This window comes from Mammaliicoccus lentus, assembly GCF_947036595.1.
In the GTDB taxonomy this organism is placed as follows: Bacteria; Bacillota; Bacilli; order Staphylococcales; family Staphylococcaceae; genus Mammaliicoccus; species Mammaliicoccus lentus.
The window spans coordinates 1,579,362-1,594,131 of record NZ_OX344834.1; the positions used below are offsets into that span (position 1 = coordinate 1,579,362).

At 31.8% G+C, this 14,770-nt stretch carries 16 protein-coding genes; 5 read left to right on the forward strand and 11 right to left on the reverse strand.

What is annotated here, in order from left to right:
- Positions 1-12: 12 nt before the first annotated feature.
- The 5 genes from ACNMOQ_RS07795 to sosA form a co-directional block, all read right to left on the reverse strand.
- On the reverse strand, positions 13-699 hold the full coding sequence (locus tag ACNMOQ_RS07795) for a cytochrome c biogenesis CcdA family protein (protein ID WP_016999595.1): 687 nt from the start codon (positions 697-699) through the stop codon (positions 13-15).
- Positions 700-881: 182 nt separating this feature from the next.
- Positions 882-1,112 carry a YneF family protein gene (locus ACNMOQ_RS07800; RefSeq protein WP_016999596.1) on the reverse strand — a complete coding sequence of 77 codons (231 nt, stop codon included), beginning with the start codon at positions 1,110-1,112 and terminating at the stop codon, positions 882-884.
- A gap of 204 nt (positions 1,113-1,316) precedes the next feature.
- Positions 1,317-3,305, reverse strand: coding sequence for a transketolase (tkt, locus tag ACNMOQ_RS07805; protein ID WP_064204992.1), 1,989 nt, complete (start codon positions 3,303-3,305; stop codon positions 1,317-1,319).
- A gap of 83 nt (positions 3,306-3,388) precedes the next feature.
- The gene (locus ACNMOQ_RS07810; protein WP_016999598.1) at positions 3,389-3,625 is read right to left on the reverse strand and encodes a DUF896 domain-containing protein; all 237 of its coding nucleotides are present in this window, start codon (positions 3,623-3,625) and stop codon (positions 3,389-3,391) included.
- 79 nt (positions 3,626-3,704) lie between these two features.
- Positions 3,705-3,935, reverse strand: coding sequence for a DNA damage-induced cell division inhibitor SosA (gene sosA / locus ACNMOQ_RS07815; RefSeq protein ID WP_016999599.1), 231 nt, complete (start codon positions 3,933-3,935; stop codon positions 3,705-3,707).
- Positions 3,936-4,078: 143 nt separating this feature from the next.
- On the opposite strand from sosA, the gene lexA reads away from it, so the two are divergent.
- The gene (lexA, locus tag ACNMOQ_RS07820) at positions 4,079-4,699 is read left to right on the forward strand and encodes a transcriptional repressor LexA (protein WP_016999600.1); all 621 of its coding nucleotides are present in this window, start codon (positions 4,079-4,081) and stop codon (positions 4,697-4,699) included.
- 318 nt (positions 4,700-5,017) lie between these two features.
- Here lexA and ACNMOQ_RS07825 read toward each other — a convergent pair whose 3' ends face one another.
- The 3 genes from ACNMOQ_RS07825 to ACNMOQ_RS07835 all read right to left on the reverse strand — a co-directional run bounded on the left by ACNMOQ_RS07825 (position 5,018) and on the right by ACNMOQ_RS07835 (position 8,074).
- The gene (locus tag ACNMOQ_RS07825) at positions 5,018-6,034 is read right to left on the reverse strand and encodes a CAP domain-containing protein (RefSeq protein ID WP_064204994.1); all 1,017 of its coding nucleotides are present in this window, start codon (positions 6,032-6,034) and stop codon (positions 5,018-5,020) included.
- A 20-nt stretch (positions 6,035-6,054) separates the two neighbouring features.
- Positions 6,055-7,032: a GMP reductase gene (guaC, locus tag ACNMOQ_RS07830; protein WP_064204995.1), complete on the reverse strand. Its 978-nt coding sequence runs from the start codon at positions 7,030-7,032 to the stop codon at positions 6,055-6,057.
- 91 nt (positions 7,033-7,123) lie between these two features.
- Positions 7,124-8,074, reverse strand: coding sequence for a metal ABC transporter solute-binding protein, Zn/Mn family (locus ACNMOQ_RS07835; RefSeq protein ID WP_325868497.1), 951 nt, complete (start codon positions 8,072-8,074; stop codon positions 7,124-7,126).
- Positions 8,075-8,211: 137 nt separating this feature from the next.
- Between ACNMOQ_RS07835 and rpmG the strand changes: the two genes are divergently transcribed.
- The 4 genes from rpmG (at position 8,212) to ACNMOQ_RS07855 (ending at position 11,865) form a co-directional block, all read left to right on the forward strand.
- On the forward strand, positions 8,212-8,361 hold the full coding sequence (gene rpmG / locus ACNMOQ_RS07840) for a 50S ribosomal protein L33 (RefSeq protein WP_026023653.1): 150 nt from the start codon (positions 8,212-8,214) through the stop codon (positions 8,359-8,361).
- A gap of 196 nt (positions 8,362-8,557) precedes the next feature.
- A complete protein-coding gene (locus tag ACNMOQ_RS07845; RefSeq protein WP_016999603.1) occupies positions 8,558-10,000 on the forward strand; it encodes an amino acid permease in 1,443 nt (480 codons plus the stop codon).
- A 137-nt stretch (positions 10,001-10,137) separates the two neighbouring features.
- On the forward strand, positions 10,138-10,452 hold the full coding sequence (locus ACNMOQ_RS07850; protein ID WP_016999604.1) for a hypothetical protein: 315 nt from the start codon (positions 10,138-10,140) through the stop codon (positions 10,450-10,452).
- 12 nt (positions 10,453-10,464) lie between these two features.
- Positions 10,465-11,865, forward strand: a complete 1,401-nt coding sequence (locus ACNMOQ_RS07855; RefSeq protein ID WP_064204998.1) for a phosphoribosyltransferase domain-containing protein — start codon at positions 10,465-10,467, stop codon at positions 11,863-11,865.
- A 58-nt stretch (positions 11,866-11,923) separates the two neighbouring features.
- Here the strand turns inward: ACNMOQ_RS07855 and ACNMOQ_RS07860 are convergent, their stop codons facing one another.
- The 3 genes from ACNMOQ_RS07860 to thrC all read right to left on the reverse strand — a co-directional run bounded on the left by ACNMOQ_RS07860 (position 11,924) and on the right by thrC (position 14,770).
- Entirely contained in the window at positions 11,924-12,730 is an 807-nt protein-coding gene (locus ACNMOQ_RS07860) for a Cof-type HAD-IIB family hydrolase (RefSeq protein ID WP_416349655.1), read from the reverse strand.
- 67 nt (positions 12,731-12,797) lie between these two features.
- Positions 12,798-13,709 carry a homoserine kinase gene (gene thrB / locus ACNMOQ_RS07865; protein WP_016999608.1) on the reverse strand — a complete coding sequence of 304 codons (912 nt, stop codon included), beginning with the start codon at positions 13,707-13,709 and terminating at the stop codon, positions 12,798-12,800.
- The gene (gene thrC / locus ACNMOQ_RS07870; protein WP_016999609.1) at positions 13,706-14,770 is read right to left on the reverse strand and encodes a threonine synthase; all 1,065 of its coding nucleotides are present in this window, start codon (positions 14,768-14,770) and stop codon (positions 13,706-13,708) included. Before thrC ends, thrB begins: the two co-directional genes overlap by 4 nt.

The window sequence follows — 14,770 nt, forward strand, 5'->3', positions numbered from 1 at the left end:
TATCATTTGTGTTTATTCCAAACCCAAAGATTGGAAAAATATTGTTATGTCAGTTAATAAATCAAAGAACAATAAAATTCCCATAATTATCATAATTATACCACCAAACTTCATGATAGCAACATTGTACTTCCTAATTATTTGTAATTTTGTTATAAAGAAAGTTAATACGAAAAATGGAATGCTAAATCCAAGTACATACAGTAGCATATATAACATCGCTTGGGATGAATTTGTTGCTGCTAACGTTCCAATCGCAGCTATAATCGGCCCGTTACACGGCGTCCACCCAGCTGCAAAAGCCATACCAATTAAAAACGTACCAATAAAACCTGAAGGCTTTGCTTTAAAATTAATTTTTCTATCTTTCATTAAAAATTGTGGTTGGAATACACCTAAAATGATTAATCCAAACACAATAATGATGATTGCTCCTACTTGTCTTATTAATGTTTGATAATTTATAAACAAGCCAGATATGTATCCTATGCCCATACCTAAAATCATATAGATTAAACTAAACCCTAACAAAAAGATAATAGTATGTAATATTGCATTACGACTTAGCCCTTTATTTTTTAAATCATCGTAACTCATACCTGTAATGTATGACACAAAAGCAGGATATATAGGTAGAACGCAAGGAGAAACAAAACTTAATATACCTGCACCAAAAGCAACAAAAACTGTTAATTCCATTATATCCCCCCTCACTATTATTTCCATTTTATCAAATTTATGCGTCATTAAAACGATTTATTTTGAACAATAAGTGAAAAGTTATTAAAACTAAGGTTTAATTATACTAAGTTTAACAAATAAAAAGGGACCACATCACTTTCAAGAAGTGTCGCAATCCCTTTAACATCAATGTATATAAACTACTTGATTTTTTGATCCATGTTTTTGTTCATCATTGTCATCATTTGGTTTATTTTCTTTTGAGATGGTTTTTGACCCATTTGCATCATCATCATTCGTAACATTTCCTCATTGATAGGTGGATTCTTTTTCAAGTAATCCATCATATATTTACGCGCAAGGAAGAATCCTAGAGCAATCCCACCGATTAATGCCACGATGATTAATAGTATTGCTAACCATGTTGCCATTATTTCACCCACTTTCTGTATCCTCTAAAAGTTTACTAAATTAAAAAGATTTTATCAAGATGAAACTTAATGTTTCAAAATTAAAAAGGGAGCGGGACAGAAATCTCATTTTGCTAAAAAGATTTCACAGCCCACCCCGGCAAAGATGACTAGGAATAAAACAGTCCAAGACATTTATATATGTCTCGGACTGTTCAGTTTAAATTAGAAACTTAATACTGTGTTTAATACGTTTTCTTTAGTGAAACCGTATTTTTCAACTACTAAGTCTCCAGGCGCACTAGCACCGAATCTATCAATACTAATTACTTTACCTTCTATGCCAACATATTTGTGCCAACCTAATGATGATGCCATTTCGATTGCAACACGTTTTCTTAATGTTGGAGGTAAAACAGTAGCTTTATATTCAGGGTCTTGTTGATCAAATGCATGCCAGTTTGGTAATGATACAACTTGAACGCCTTTACCTTGAGCTTCAATATCTTTAGCTGCATCTACTGCTAGAGATACTTCAGAACCAGAAGCTAATAATAGATATTCAGGTTCTATTTCAGAACGGTAAACAATATATCCACCTTTACGAACGCCTTCTTCTACTTCAGCTTCTTTAACATCTAAAGCTGTTAAGTTTTGACGCGTTAATACTAATGCTGTAGGTGTTGATTTAGATTCTAAAGCAATTTTCCAAGCAACTCTTGTTTCATTTCCATCTGCTGGACGAATAACATTTAAGTTTGGAATAGCTCTTAAACCTGATAATTGTTCAACTGGTTCATGTGTAGGACCATCTTCCCCAACAGCAATTGAATCATGCGTAAATACAAATGTTGAAGGAACACCCATGATAGCTGATAGACGAAGTGCTGGTTTTAAGTAGTCACTGAATACGAAGAATGTCGCACCATAAGGTTTAACACCGCCATGCGCTGCCATACCATTTACTGCTGCTGCCATACCGAATTCACGAACACCAAACCAAATGTTACGTCCTTCTGGTGTTTCATCATTAAAGTCTGGCTCATCTTTAACGTTTGATTTGTTAGATGACGCTAAATCTGCTGAACCACCAAAGAATGCTGGTACAGATTTACTTAATGCTTGAATGATATCACCTGAATCAGCACGTGTAGCACTACTGTTTCCAGCTTCATATACAGGTAAGTCTTTAGCATAGTCTTCTGGAAGTTCATTAGAAATTGCTTGTTTGAATGCTTCGCCTAATTCTGGGTTAGCTTTAGCATACTCTTCAACTAATTCATTCCATTTTGTTTCATGCTCATTTGCACGAGTTAACATTGTATTGCTGAAAATATCATATACTTCTTGAGGTACGTTGAAACGTTTAGATGGATCTAAACCGTATGCTTTCAATGCCAATTCACGTTCTTCTTCACCAAGTGGCGCACCGTGAGCACCGTTTGTACCTGCTTTGTTAGGAGCTCCGTAACCGATTACAGTTTTTACTTCAATTAACGTAGGACCTTCTAATGATTTAGCCTCAGTTATAGCTTTATCAATAGCTTCTAAGTCATTACCGTCTTCAACTAAGATGTAACTCCAACCGTAAGATTCGAATCTATTTTTAACATTTTCTGAGAAAGCTTTATCTAAATCACCATCTAATGAAATATCGTTAGAGTCGTATAAAGTGATTAATTTATCAAGGTTTAAATGACCTGCTAATGAAGCTGCCTCGTGAGAGATACCCTCCATTAAGTCACCATCACTAGCTAAAACATATGTGTAGTGATCAACAACTTCATAATTATCTTGGTTGAATTTGCCTGCTAAGTGTTTTTCAGCCATAGCCATACCAACACTCATTGCAAATCCTTGTCCAAGAGGTCCAGTTGTAACTTCTACACCATCTGTATGATTAAACTCTGGGTGTCCAGGTGTTTTTGAATCCCATTGTCTAAAGTTTTTTACTTCTTCAAGTTCTAAGCTACCAGAAAGATGTAATAAACTATATAGTAACGCTGAACCGTGACCTGCAGATAATACAAAGCGGTCTCTATTAAAATAGTTTTTTGATTGTGGATTAAAGTTTAAATGCTTTGTCCATAAAGTATATGCCATTGGTGCAGCACCCATTGGTAATCCAGGATGTCCTGAGTTAGCTGCTTCGATAGCATCGATACTTAATGCACGGATTGAATCTACTGCTAGTTGATCTTTTTCATTAAACATATATTATAGTCTCCTTTATTCTGTTATCCATTATCATTATACATCATAATATTCGGAATATTAATTATTATTACTCATTTTAACTAATTTCTTATATTATTTTTCTTTTGGATTTCTTTTAATTTTTCAGGTGTTACATCTTTACCTTCTGGATCGATAACTTTTGTGCTTTCAATCGTATCTTTAAAGTTACCTCTAAAAGCTTGTAAATATTCTGCACGAAGTTTTGTTTGTTCTTTTGCTTCTTGTTCAGAAAGTCCACTTGTTTTCTTTTTATTTGCTAGCTCATTAATTCTTTCAATCTTTTCTTTACTTAACATTTTATCACCACTTTCCATTTAATTAAAAGATAACAAAAAAAACGAGCAAATCCAAATGGATTTGCTCATATTTTAACGATTAATCTATCGAACCTACCATAGCTTTAGATTTACTTATATGATTTGGTTCTGCATCTATATTATTTGGTTGTTGGTTATCTTGTTGTTTGATTTTGTGATCAGTCATTTCGTACGTCTGTTCTGTTGAATAAACAGCATTAGACTGAGCTAAGTATAAATATCCTATTAATAGAGTCATCAAGAACACTGCTAAATATACTAAAACTGTCTTCTTAATTGTTACTGTCATAACTACTTCCTCCTAGAACGTTTGTTTGTATTTTTATATTAACAGAACAACTGTTCGTAGTCAATGAAAATACGAACAAATGTTTGTTCGAAGGAAACGTATGTGCTATAATAAATTTAAATCAATATTAGGAGCGTGCGACTATGAAAGAATTAACTAAACGTCAATCTGAAATATATCAATTCATTAAACATATAGTACAAACAAAAGGTTACCCGCCTAGTGTTCGTGAAATTGGTTTAGCTGTCGGACTTGCTTCAAGTTCCACTGTACATGGCCATTTATCTAGATTAGAAGAAAAGGGATATATTAAACGTGACCCTACTAAACCTCGTGCAATCGAGATTACCGAGACTGTAGGAGAGAACATTAACCAAGAGAACACCATTCATGTTCCCGTCATAGGTAAAGTAACTGCTGGTATACCTATTACAGCAGTTGAGAACGTTGAAGAATATTTCCCGCTACCTGCTCACTTTACATCAACACATAATAGCAATATCTTTATATTAGATGTTATTGGAGACAGTATGATAGAAGCAGGTATTCTTGATGGAGATAAAGTAATCGTGCGAAGCCAAACAATTGCTGAGAATGGGGATATCATCGTCGCGATGACTGAAGATGATGAAGCTACCGTTAAACGCTTCTACAAAGAAGAATCACGTTATAGACTTCAACCTGAGAACAGTACAATGGAACCAATTTACTTAGACAATGTAAGTGTCTTAGGTAAAGTAGTAGGATTGTTTAGAGAAATGTAAAAAAGCTGTGATGCAAGTGCATCACAGCTTTTTTTATATCATATTCCCTTTATTTGATTATTTGAGCTTTTATTTTTATTATAAAAATCTTTTTATGAAACATCTTTTTTATTTAATAATTCTTTGACACGATCTAAAACGTCAATATCTTTATTATTTATTTCTTTATTTTCCATGTTAAACTTCCCCTTTATATGTTATTCCACCAATCAAATTATTAGAAACAACATGTGTAAAACATTTAAGGAAATATGAAATAATTTTTATATCGTTATTATATCAAAGTTGTTTAGACAATGCACTTTGCTTATCTATTTTCTACTGTTGAGTAATATAGTTTTCAGTCCAATAAGGCTGTAAATCTTCGCCAATATCGACACCTACTCCTAACTCTTTATAATCTTTATTTAAAATGTTCTTTCTGTGTCCCAATGAGTTCATTAGTCCATGATGGGCATAAACACTGCTTATTTGACCATATGCTAAGTTTTCACCTGCAGTTACATAATCAAAACCATCATTGTCTAATCTATCAAATGGAGATAAACCTTGTTTATTCGTATGATCAAAATAATCGTTATCCACCATATCTGTACTATGCTTACGAGCAGTATGACTTACATTTTCATTATAAGATAATGTCGGTAAATCAAATTGAACGCGCTCTGCATTGACTATATCAAAATTTTGAAGTTCTAATGCACGCTTATATTCATCTGAAGCAGTATGGTACTGATTTGTACGCTTATCTTCAGTTGACGAAGCTACTTGCATTATTCCTTTAATTTGATTGTCTTGATGCTTATCATAAAATATGGTCGTATAAATGTTATCAAATTTGAAAACATCATAATCAGGATCATTTTGAACTAACTTAACTTTATCTTTTTGAATCTCATCTAAAGGTTCACCGAGAATTGAACGAACTTTATTCTTTTTCATTTTACTCGTTATACCTTTTTGAGATGTTATTAAGTCTTGGTTTGTATATAATCCTGTTACTTTGTCATCATCATAACTGACCATTACAAATCCATTGTATTGGTCATGATATGCATGCCATTTCTCATTATATTCATTAACGGTTACCCGTTTTGGTTTGCCAAGTTTCTTTTCAACTTCGCTTTTCGTTTGATTGATTTGAATATTATTAATCGCAAATTCTTGTTCTTTCGGCGTCTTTAGTTCAACTTTCTTAGTAGTTTGTTCATCTTCAAGTCCTTGTTGAACATTCATCACTTTTTGTTGAATTTGTTTAGATAAATCTGATTCAGGGACTGGCTTGATTAAGGTTATAATCAATAACAATATGAATAAGTAAAATACTTTTTTCAAGTAGTCCACCTCGCCTATTTTTAGTCGCGGTCACCGTTGAATATTGAATTTCGTACAATCACATAGTCTACTTTAGTGATAGATTGTAAGTCTTTGCCACCTGCATACGAGATAGAACTTTGTAAATCTTGTTCGATTTCAATTAAAGTATCTTTTAATGATCCTTTATGCTCGACAAACATTTTTTTACCTTCTACGTTTTTACGCTCACCTTTTTGGAATTCTGAAGCACTTCCAAAGTATTCTTTGTATAATTTGCCTTCAAGTTCAACAGTTTCACCTGGAGATTCTTCGTGTGCAGCAAATAGTGAACCTACCATAACCATACTAGCACCAAATCTAATTGATTTTGCAATATCACCATTTGTTCTGATTCCACCATCAGCAATAATTGGTTTTCTTGCAGCTTTACTACAATGGTTAATAGCAGCTAATTGCCAGCCACCAGTTCCAAATCCAGTTTTAATTTTTGTTATACAGACTCTACCAGGCCCGATACCAACTTTAGTTGCATCTGCTCCAGCATTTTCTAGTTCACGAACACCTTCTGGCGTTCCAACATTACCAGCAATTACAAATGTTTCTGGAATATGTTGTTTAATGTGCTTAATCATTCTAATAACTTGCTCAGAGTGACCGTGTGCAATATCTATTGTCATATATTCAGGAATTAAATTTTCATTTGCTAATTCTTCTATAAAATCATACTCATCTTTTTTAACACCTACTGAGATAGATGCAAATAAGTTTTTACTTTGCATTTTTTTAATAAATGGAATACGTGCTTTTTCATCAAAGCGATGCATGATATAAAAATAATCATTACTAGCAAACCATTCAGCTAGTTCTTCATTCATCACTGTTTGCATATTAGCAGGTACAACTGGTAATTTAAATGTTTTCGGCCCAAATTTAACAGTAGTATCACATTCAGAGCGACTTTCTACTATACATTTGTTTGGTATTAATTGTACGTCTTCATAATCAAAAATTTTCATATCAATGACCTCTTTCAAAACTATTAATAATAATCCATTAGTTACTATACATGGTTAACATGAAAAAGTAAACGAAATAAGATTATATTTATTAATTATTAAGAGCTTTATCTAAATTCTTGATATTTTCTTCCATTAAAGATTGATATGTGATGTTTTTATCTTTTGCTTCTTCTTTAGTTAATACTTCTAAATTATGAAACTTAAGTGGTTTACTATCAGTATCTTTCTTTATAATATCTGTTACTTTAGAACTTACATTTTGTTCATATAATATATATGGAGATTTTGATTTATTAATCTCTTTTATGATATTTAGAAGTTCTTTTTGACTAGGTTCTTCATTATTCATTCCAGTTACACCTGTTTGTTTAAAATGATAACGATTTGCTAAATATCCAAGAGAGTCATGAGAAATAAATACAGTATCTCGCTTCGTATCTTTTGTGATTTCTTTCATTTCTTTATCGATTTTATCGATATCTGTTATTAGCTTCTTGTAATTCTTTTCATAAGTTTCTTTGTGCGATGCATCTATTTTAACTAATTTATCTTTAATAGATTTAGCCGCTTCTTTATTGGCAATTGGATCAAGCCATATATGCGGGTCATGTTCATTTTCTTCATTATGTGTTGCATCATGTTCATGCTCATGTTCTTCTCCATCTTCATGATGGTGTTCTAATATTTCACTTTCCTCTAAATTAGGAATAGTTTGTAATTTGTGGTCGCCTTGTTTTATTGTAGAGCTAATTTTTTTAGCTACTGGATCCAACTCATCTGAAGAATATACAAATAAATCACTTTTTGCGATATTTAACATTTCTTTTTGAGTGGGTTCGTAATTATGTAAATCAGTACCACTTGGATAGATAGACTCAACATCTACATATTCTCCACCTATTTGTTTAGTAAAACTCTCGTAAGGAAAGTTTGTCGCATAAATTTTTAATTTATCATTACTGGTTGATTTAGATCCACAAGCTGCTAGAAATAAGACAGTAACACATAATACTATAGCTATTTTCGATTTATTTTTCATAAAAATCTCCTTATTTATATTTATTTTATTATAACAATCTGATGTCCCTATTTCATAGAGTAATTCTATTGCTAAGCATTATATTTTATGATATTATTATAAAACGTAATGATTACTATACAGAAAGGCTGATGAACATGCGTGTAAATATCACGTTAGCATGTACTGAAACAGGCGACAGAAACTATATTTCTACTAAAAATAAACGTACAAATCCAGAACGTATTGAATTAAAAAAATATAGTCCAAGATTAGGTCGTCATACTTTACATCGCGAAACAAAATAATTTCTTATTTATAATAAGATATACGACATTAAAAGTCACTTCATTAATTTGGAGTGACTTTTTTATTATTTCTTTAATTTAATGCTTTAAAGCATTTATGTAATAAAATTTTCATTGCTTATTTTCTGAATAGATAATAAAATATTACTTATATTTAAAATAAGTTAATAGTGAAGTAGAAAGTATGGTGATTTATATGGAAGAAATGAAACGTGGTTTAAAGACTAGACACATTTCAATGATAGCTATCGGTGGTTCTATCGGTACAGGTCTATTTATGGCTAGTGGTGCTGTCATTACACAAGCTGGTCCTGCCGGTGCGTTAATAGCATATGCAATTATAGGTGTGATGTTATATTTCTTAATGACTGCTATTGGAGAGCTTGCTACATTTTATCCAGTTTCAGGATCGTTTAGTGCTTATTCTAGTAGATTCATAGACCCTTCTGCAGGTTTTACAGTTGGTTGGTTATATTGGATTATTTGGGCACTAGTGTCTAGTGTGGATATATTAACAGCTGCTAAAATTATTACATATTGGAATATATTTGACAGTATTGATCCATTTGTATGGAGTATGATTTTTATAGTTATATTGTTCTTATTAAATATATTTACTGTTAAAGCATTTGGTGAAGCTGAATATTGGTTAAGTTTTATCAAAGTTGCAACAATAATCATCTTCTTAATTGTCGGTGTGCTAATCATCTTTGGTATTTTAGGTGGTAATGAGCCTTTAGGTCTAACGAACTACACATACAAAGAAGCACCTTTTGTTAATGGTATATCTGGTTTCTTAGGCGTATTACTTGTTGCTGGATTCAGCTTTGGTGGTACTGAAGTTGTTGCAGTTACTGCTGGTGAGTCTGAAAATCCTAAAGAATCTATGCCTAAAGCTATTAGACAAGTGTTCTGGAGAATATTATTATTCTATATTCTAGCAATTGCAGTAATAGCAGCAATAATACCTTATACAGATCCATTGTTATTAAACAAAGATAATACAGTAACACAAAGTCCTTTTACAATTGTATTTGATAGAGTTGGTATCGCATTTGCCGCTTCTATTATTAATGCTGTCATACTAACTGCTTTAATATCAGCTGGTAATTCAGGATTATATGCTACAAGTCGTTTACTTTATTCTTTATCAAAACATAAACAAGCACCAAAAGTATTTAGTAAATTAAATAAACATAACATGCCATTTGTATCACTATGTGTCACAATCGTTTTAATATTCTTATCAATCGTATATGCAACTTTAAATGCTGACGGTTACTATAGATTATTAAATATGCTTGGTGCACTTGTTACATTAGTTTGGTTAATGAGCATCATCAGTCACGTTCGTTTAAGAATGGCTATACGAAAACAAGGTAAATCAGAAACTGAAACTTTAGAATATAAAGCACCTTTATATCCTTTAGGCCCTATTATTGTTATTTCAGTTATTGCATTCTTACTAATTGGACAATCATTTGATAGTATCATCAATTTAAATATCCCAATTTTAATTGAATCATTCTTACCTATCATACTTGGCGTTGTTGTTTATTTCATCCATAAATTCATAACAAAAACTAAAGTTATTAAATTAGAAGATATCGATTTATCAAAACACAACTATGATAAATAATGAGTTAATACTACCAACAATACAAATACATTGTTGGTAGTATTTTTTTATACAAAAACAATTGTAACTTTTTCTTATTCCATTATATATAGTATAATAAACATAAATAATTAATAACTCATTAAGAAGGTGAAACAATGACTGGACAAACTAATTTATTTGATGATGTACTTAAACAAGATGAACGCTTTGTTATTGTGGTGCAAAGTGCATTTGATTCTGATTCTCAACTCATAAAAAAGACTTTAAGAGAATATACGAGTTTGACAAGAGAACAAATGCAGTCCTTATTCGATCATTTAAAAGATTTATACTTAAATGAACCTTTTGAAGAAAATCAAGTTTTCTATGATATTACAGTTTATACAAATCAAGATTATGCTGCCGATCAAGTTTATGCACATATAAAAAGAAAAAAATTTAGTCGTGAATGGACGCATACGAGCAAATAAAGGAGTTATTTCATGTCTCAACAGAGTAAAGTTTTCCCTCTAGATAACGAAAAGCAAGTAGAGGTTAAAGTAATAGATAATCGATTTCAGTTCGAAATAGATGAAATGCTAGCCATGACCCAAGAAGAACATTCAGAGTTTCCTTATATCCCTGTATCTCCCTGTTTAGGATATTCAAGAGCATTGTATCCAGAACATCCATTATTAGTCGGTTTATTATTAGGATTTTTATATCATGAAGCCTTAACCGGTGAAACTGATGAAAGGATGGAGACTGTTGCAAGTGCTATTAATAGTCAAAACAGAGGTAAGATGATTCAAGCATTAAATTTAGTAGAAACGAACAAACTTGGACATTACCCACCTACTCGATTTTTAGGGTTGAGTGAGCGTGCAGTTAATCTCGGACATTCTATATTTAGTTTATTTGAAGATGATGTTATGTTCTTGGCTTCTACAAGAGATAAAGTGATATCTCACCCACCTTTACTTGATCATAGTGATATTGTTGATACACAAGAAAGACTGTTTTTCTATACTAAAGATAAAGACTTTTTTGATAATGATGAGAGGATTGCCATTATAGATAACCATTTGTTAAATGGTCATTCAGTAATTAATCTAATTATGAAAATTCATAAAAAATATCCATCTAGACAAATGTTTACGGTATTAACACCTATCGATTTAAGATCACAAAGTGTTAAAGAATCATTTTCTAGTTTGGAAAAATCTTTAAATATCAAGATTAATATCATTTCATTAATGTCTTTCGATGTAGAAGTCCAAGATATACAAAATGTTACGCATCAACTTACTCATAATGAACTATTAAAAAATAACCACCATGAAACAAAAGTACAATATTATTCGTTAAGACATATTATAAATGATTACTTTATCGTTAAAGCTCAAAATATGTTACGTAATGGAACAATCCATGATAATCCATACTTTATTTCAACAGGTAGATTTACTTTAAACGGTAGAGAACAACAAATTTCTGAAGAATTATTCCAACGTATGGGCGAGTTACTCGGTGATTTATTAGATGATTCATCTAAAATGATTATCGGTATTGGAGAATTTCTATATGTACCTCTGCAAATTGCTAGATATTTACCTGGGAAGGAAGTAAAAGTTCAAGGTACAACACGTTTTAATTTTGATTCAAGTACACTGAACCATTCAAACAAAAAAATTAGCTTCATGTCTCCTTTAGAGAGATCAATCACTCATTATTTATATAACTTAGAAATAGATCAATATGATCAAATCATTGTATTAGTTGAGAGATTGAGACACAAAACAGAAATAGATGATTTAGTTCAACAGTTGAAAATACTAGGTGCAAAATCAATTTTAGTTATTGAAATGACTTCTATTGCTTTTAACGAGGATAGACTTTATTAGACATAAAAAAGCCGTGAAGTATGGATATTCCATCCTACTTCACGGCTTTTAATTATTCTTATGACTTAAGTAATTTTTCTAAAGCTGTCACGATACCATTATTATCATGGTCATCAGTTACAACGTCTGCAAGTTCTTTAATCGTATCATTAGCATTACCCATAGCAACACCAATAGCTGCTTTCTCTAACATATCTGAGTCATTTAAACTATCTCCGAATGCAATAACTTCTGAAAAATCCGCTTCTATTTTTTCAAAAAGCTTTTGAAGTGATTTTCCTTTAGATACTTCATTATTCATAAACTCTAAGAAATAAGGCTTACTTGTAGTTGAAGAAATATGATCGTTAAATTGTCCATTTAGAGACTGATTAGCTTTTGAGATATTTTCTTCGTAATCTACCCCCATAACTTTAGGTACATCTTCAGTAATGACTTCTTTTAAATCTGATACCGATACCATCGGCAAGCCTGTTAATTCACTTTCAATATTCATATATTCATGTGTAGAATCATAAACGATTTCATCATTGATATATGTTAAACTGAAGAAATTATTTTCTCTACAAAAATCTATAATTTTATGTGCATTTTCTTTATCTATCGTCTGTTTAAATACAACTTCATTTGTTGCTGTATCTGTAATAATTGCACCATTATAACTTACAATATATCCACCATTTTGTTTCAAATTTAAAGATTCTGCATGCTTTGTCATACCTGCTGTTGGTCTACCAGAAGCAAGTATAATTTTCATGCCTTCTTGTTGTTTTTTTAATAAATATGCATGTGTTTCTTCACTAATTTTATTTTCTGAAGTTAACAATGTATCATCCATATCCATAACTATGTATTTATATGTCATAACTATCTCCTTAAATGCAATGATGCTTACATTCTACCATAAGAAGAATGTAAGCATCATCTTTATTTTATAAATTAATTGTTGTTTGTTTTACGCCAAATCTATTAATTGTTACAAGCTCTGACTCACAATCTTTAAATTTTTCTTGTAATGTACGCACTAATTTACCACTGAGTTCTTTTTTAATAAGTGTTAATACTGTTGGGCCCGCACCACTAATAACTGTGGCATAAGCGCCGTGTTCTAATGCTATTGTCTTAATATCTTCAAAGTCTGGAATTAAATATTGTCTATACGGCTCATGAAAACCATCTTTCATCATCATTTTTCCAGCTAGTTCATAATTATGTTGAATTAAAGCACTAATCATCGTATTACTAATTGCACTATATTTTACCGCATCTTTTAATGCTAAATTCTCTGGTAATACTTTTCTAGCTTTTTCGGTAGATAATTCATAAGACGGTATCGTCGCTATGACATCCACTTTTGGAATATCAATATAAGATACATCGGTTTGGTTTTCTTCTGGATCATAAACACCTAAGACTAAGCCACCATATATAGTCGGTGCAACATTATCAGGATGTCCTTCGATTTCTGTTGCCAATTGAAGCAATTCATATTTAGATAGTTTTAAGTTTGCAAAATGGTTCGCCAAAAAGAGACCTGTTACTAATGCTGAAGCGGAACTTCCTAAACCTCTTGCTAATGGTATATCACTATACATTTTCAATCGAAGTGGAGGTACTTTTTGATTGAATTTATTTGCTGCTTGTTGTGCAATTTGAGTAATATAATGTGTTTCATCTTCAGGTAATCCTGTTAAATGAGGTCCAATGTGCTCAAAGTGCCATTGTTGATCTACTGATACGCTTGCTTCAACTTCTAAGTATTTATCTAAAGCCATCCCTATAGAATCAAACCCAACTCCTAAATTTGCTGTTGATGCTGGTACTTTGAGTTGTAATTTCTTCATCGTAAAGCACTCTCGATATAATCAATAATAGATTGTTCGTCATTCTCTAGTGGTGTGATTGGTGAATCCAATAAATCAATTGCTGTATCTGGATCTTTCAATCCATTACCAGTTAATATGGCAACTACAGTTTGATTTGGTTTTAATTTTCCTTGTTCATGTAATTTCAATAAACCTGCAATTGATGCGTTACTTGCTGGTTCGCTAAACACGCCTTCTTTACTAGTCATTAATTTATAAGCTTTTAAAATTTCTTCATCTGTAACACTATCAATCAAACCATTTGACTCATCTCTCGCCTCTTCTGCCATTTTCCAACTTGCAGGATTTCCAATTCTGATAGCAGTAGCGACAGTTTCAGGATTTTTAACAACTTTACCTTGAACTATCGGTGAAGCACCCTCTGCTTGGAAACCACACATTACCGGTAATCCAGATTGATTCAAATTATCAAATTCTTTGAAACCTTTCCAATATGCAGTGATATTTCCCGCGTTTCCAACTGGAATAGCAAAAGTATCTGGCGCTTTACCATCTAACTGTTCTACGATTTCAAACGCACTTGTTTTTTGACCTTCAATTCTATATGGATTAACCGAGTTAACTAAAGCAATTTCGCCTTTTTCCGCAACCTTTTTTACGATATTTAAAGCTTCGTCAAAGTTTCCTTTAATTGAAACGATTTCTGCACCATACATAACTGCTTGTGCTAGCTTACCTAAAGCTATTTTGCCTTCAGGTATTACAACGATCGCTTTCATACCAGCTCTTGCTGCATACGCAGCAGCTGAAGCAGATGTATTTCCAGTAGAAGCACAAATAACAATTTTCTTACCTTCTTCTTTAGCCTTAGCAACGGCCATAACCATACCTCTGTCTTTAAATGAGCCAGTTGGATTCAAGCCTTCGAATTTAGCATATAGATTAATGTTTAATTGCTCTGATAAATAAGGTAAATGAATTAATGGTGTATTACCTTCATTTAATGTTAATTCTGGTGTATTTTCATTTACTGGTAAATATTCTTTATATTTATGAATAAGTCCTTGCCATCTTCCCAT

What these genes read in the sequence shown, in the direction of transcription:
- ACNMOQ_RS07845 (WP_016999603.1), top strand. Translation starts at nt 8,558, where the DNA reads ATGGAAGAAATGAAACGTGGTTTAAAGACTAGACACATTTCAATGATA.
- tkt (WP_064204992.1), bottom strand. Translation starts at nt 3,305, where the DNA reads ATGTTTAATGAAAAAGATCAACTAGCAGTAGATTCAATCCGTGCATTA.
- ACNMOQ_RS07810 (WP_016999598.1), bottom strand. Translation starts at nt 3,625, where the DNA reads ATGTTAAGTAAAGAAAAGATTGAAAGAATTAATGAGCTAGCAAATAAA.
- ACNMOQ_RS07835 (WP_325868497.1), bottom strand. Translation starts at nt 8,074, where the DNA reads ATGAAAAATAAATCGAAAATAGCTATAGTATTATGTGTTACTGTCTTA.
- ACNMOQ_RS07855 (WP_064204998.1), top strand. Translation starts at nt 10,465, where the DNA reads ATGTCTCAACAGAGTAAAGTTTTCCCTCTAGATAACGAAAAGCAAGTA.
- sosA (WP_016999599.1), bottom strand. Translation starts at nt 3,935, where the DNA reads ATGACAGTAACAATTAAGAAGACAGTTTTAGTATATTTAGCAGTGTTC.
- ACNMOQ_RS07850 (WP_016999604.1), top strand. Translation starts at nt 10,138, where the DNA reads ATGACTGGACAAACTAATTTATTTGATGATGTACTTAAACAAGATGAA.
- thrB (WP_016999608.1), bottom strand. Translation starts at nt 13,709, where the DNA reads ATGAAGAAATTACAACTCAAAGTACCAGCATCAACAGCAAATTTAGGA.
- rpmG (WP_026023653.1), top strand. Translation starts at nt 8,212, where the DNA reads ATGCGTGTAAATATCACGTTAGCATGTACTGAAACAGGCGACAGAAAC.
- lexA (WP_016999600.1), top strand. Translation starts at nt 4,079, where the DNA reads ATGAAAGAATTAACTAAACGTCAATCTGAAATATATCAATTCATTAAA.
- guaC (WP_064204995.1), bottom strand. Translation starts at nt 7,032, where the DNA reads ATGAAAATTTTTGATTATGAAGACGTACAATTAATACCAAACAAATGT.
- ACNMOQ_RS07800 (WP_016999596.1), bottom strand. Translation starts at nt 1,112, where the DNA reads ATGGCAACATGGTTAGCAATACTATTAATCATCGTGGCATTAATCGGT.
- ACNMOQ_RS07795 (WP_016999595.1), bottom strand. Translation starts at nt 699, where the DNA reads ATGGAATTAACAGTTTTTGTTGCTTTTGGTGCAGGTATATTAAGTTTT.
- ACNMOQ_RS07860 (WP_416349655.1), bottom strand. Translation starts at nt 12,730, where the DNA reads ATGACATATAAATACATAGTTATGGATATGGATGATACATTGTTAACT.
- thrC (WP_016999609.1), bottom strand. Translation starts at nt 14,770, where the DNA reads ATGGGAAGATGGCAAGGACTTATTCATAAATATAAAGAATATTTACCA.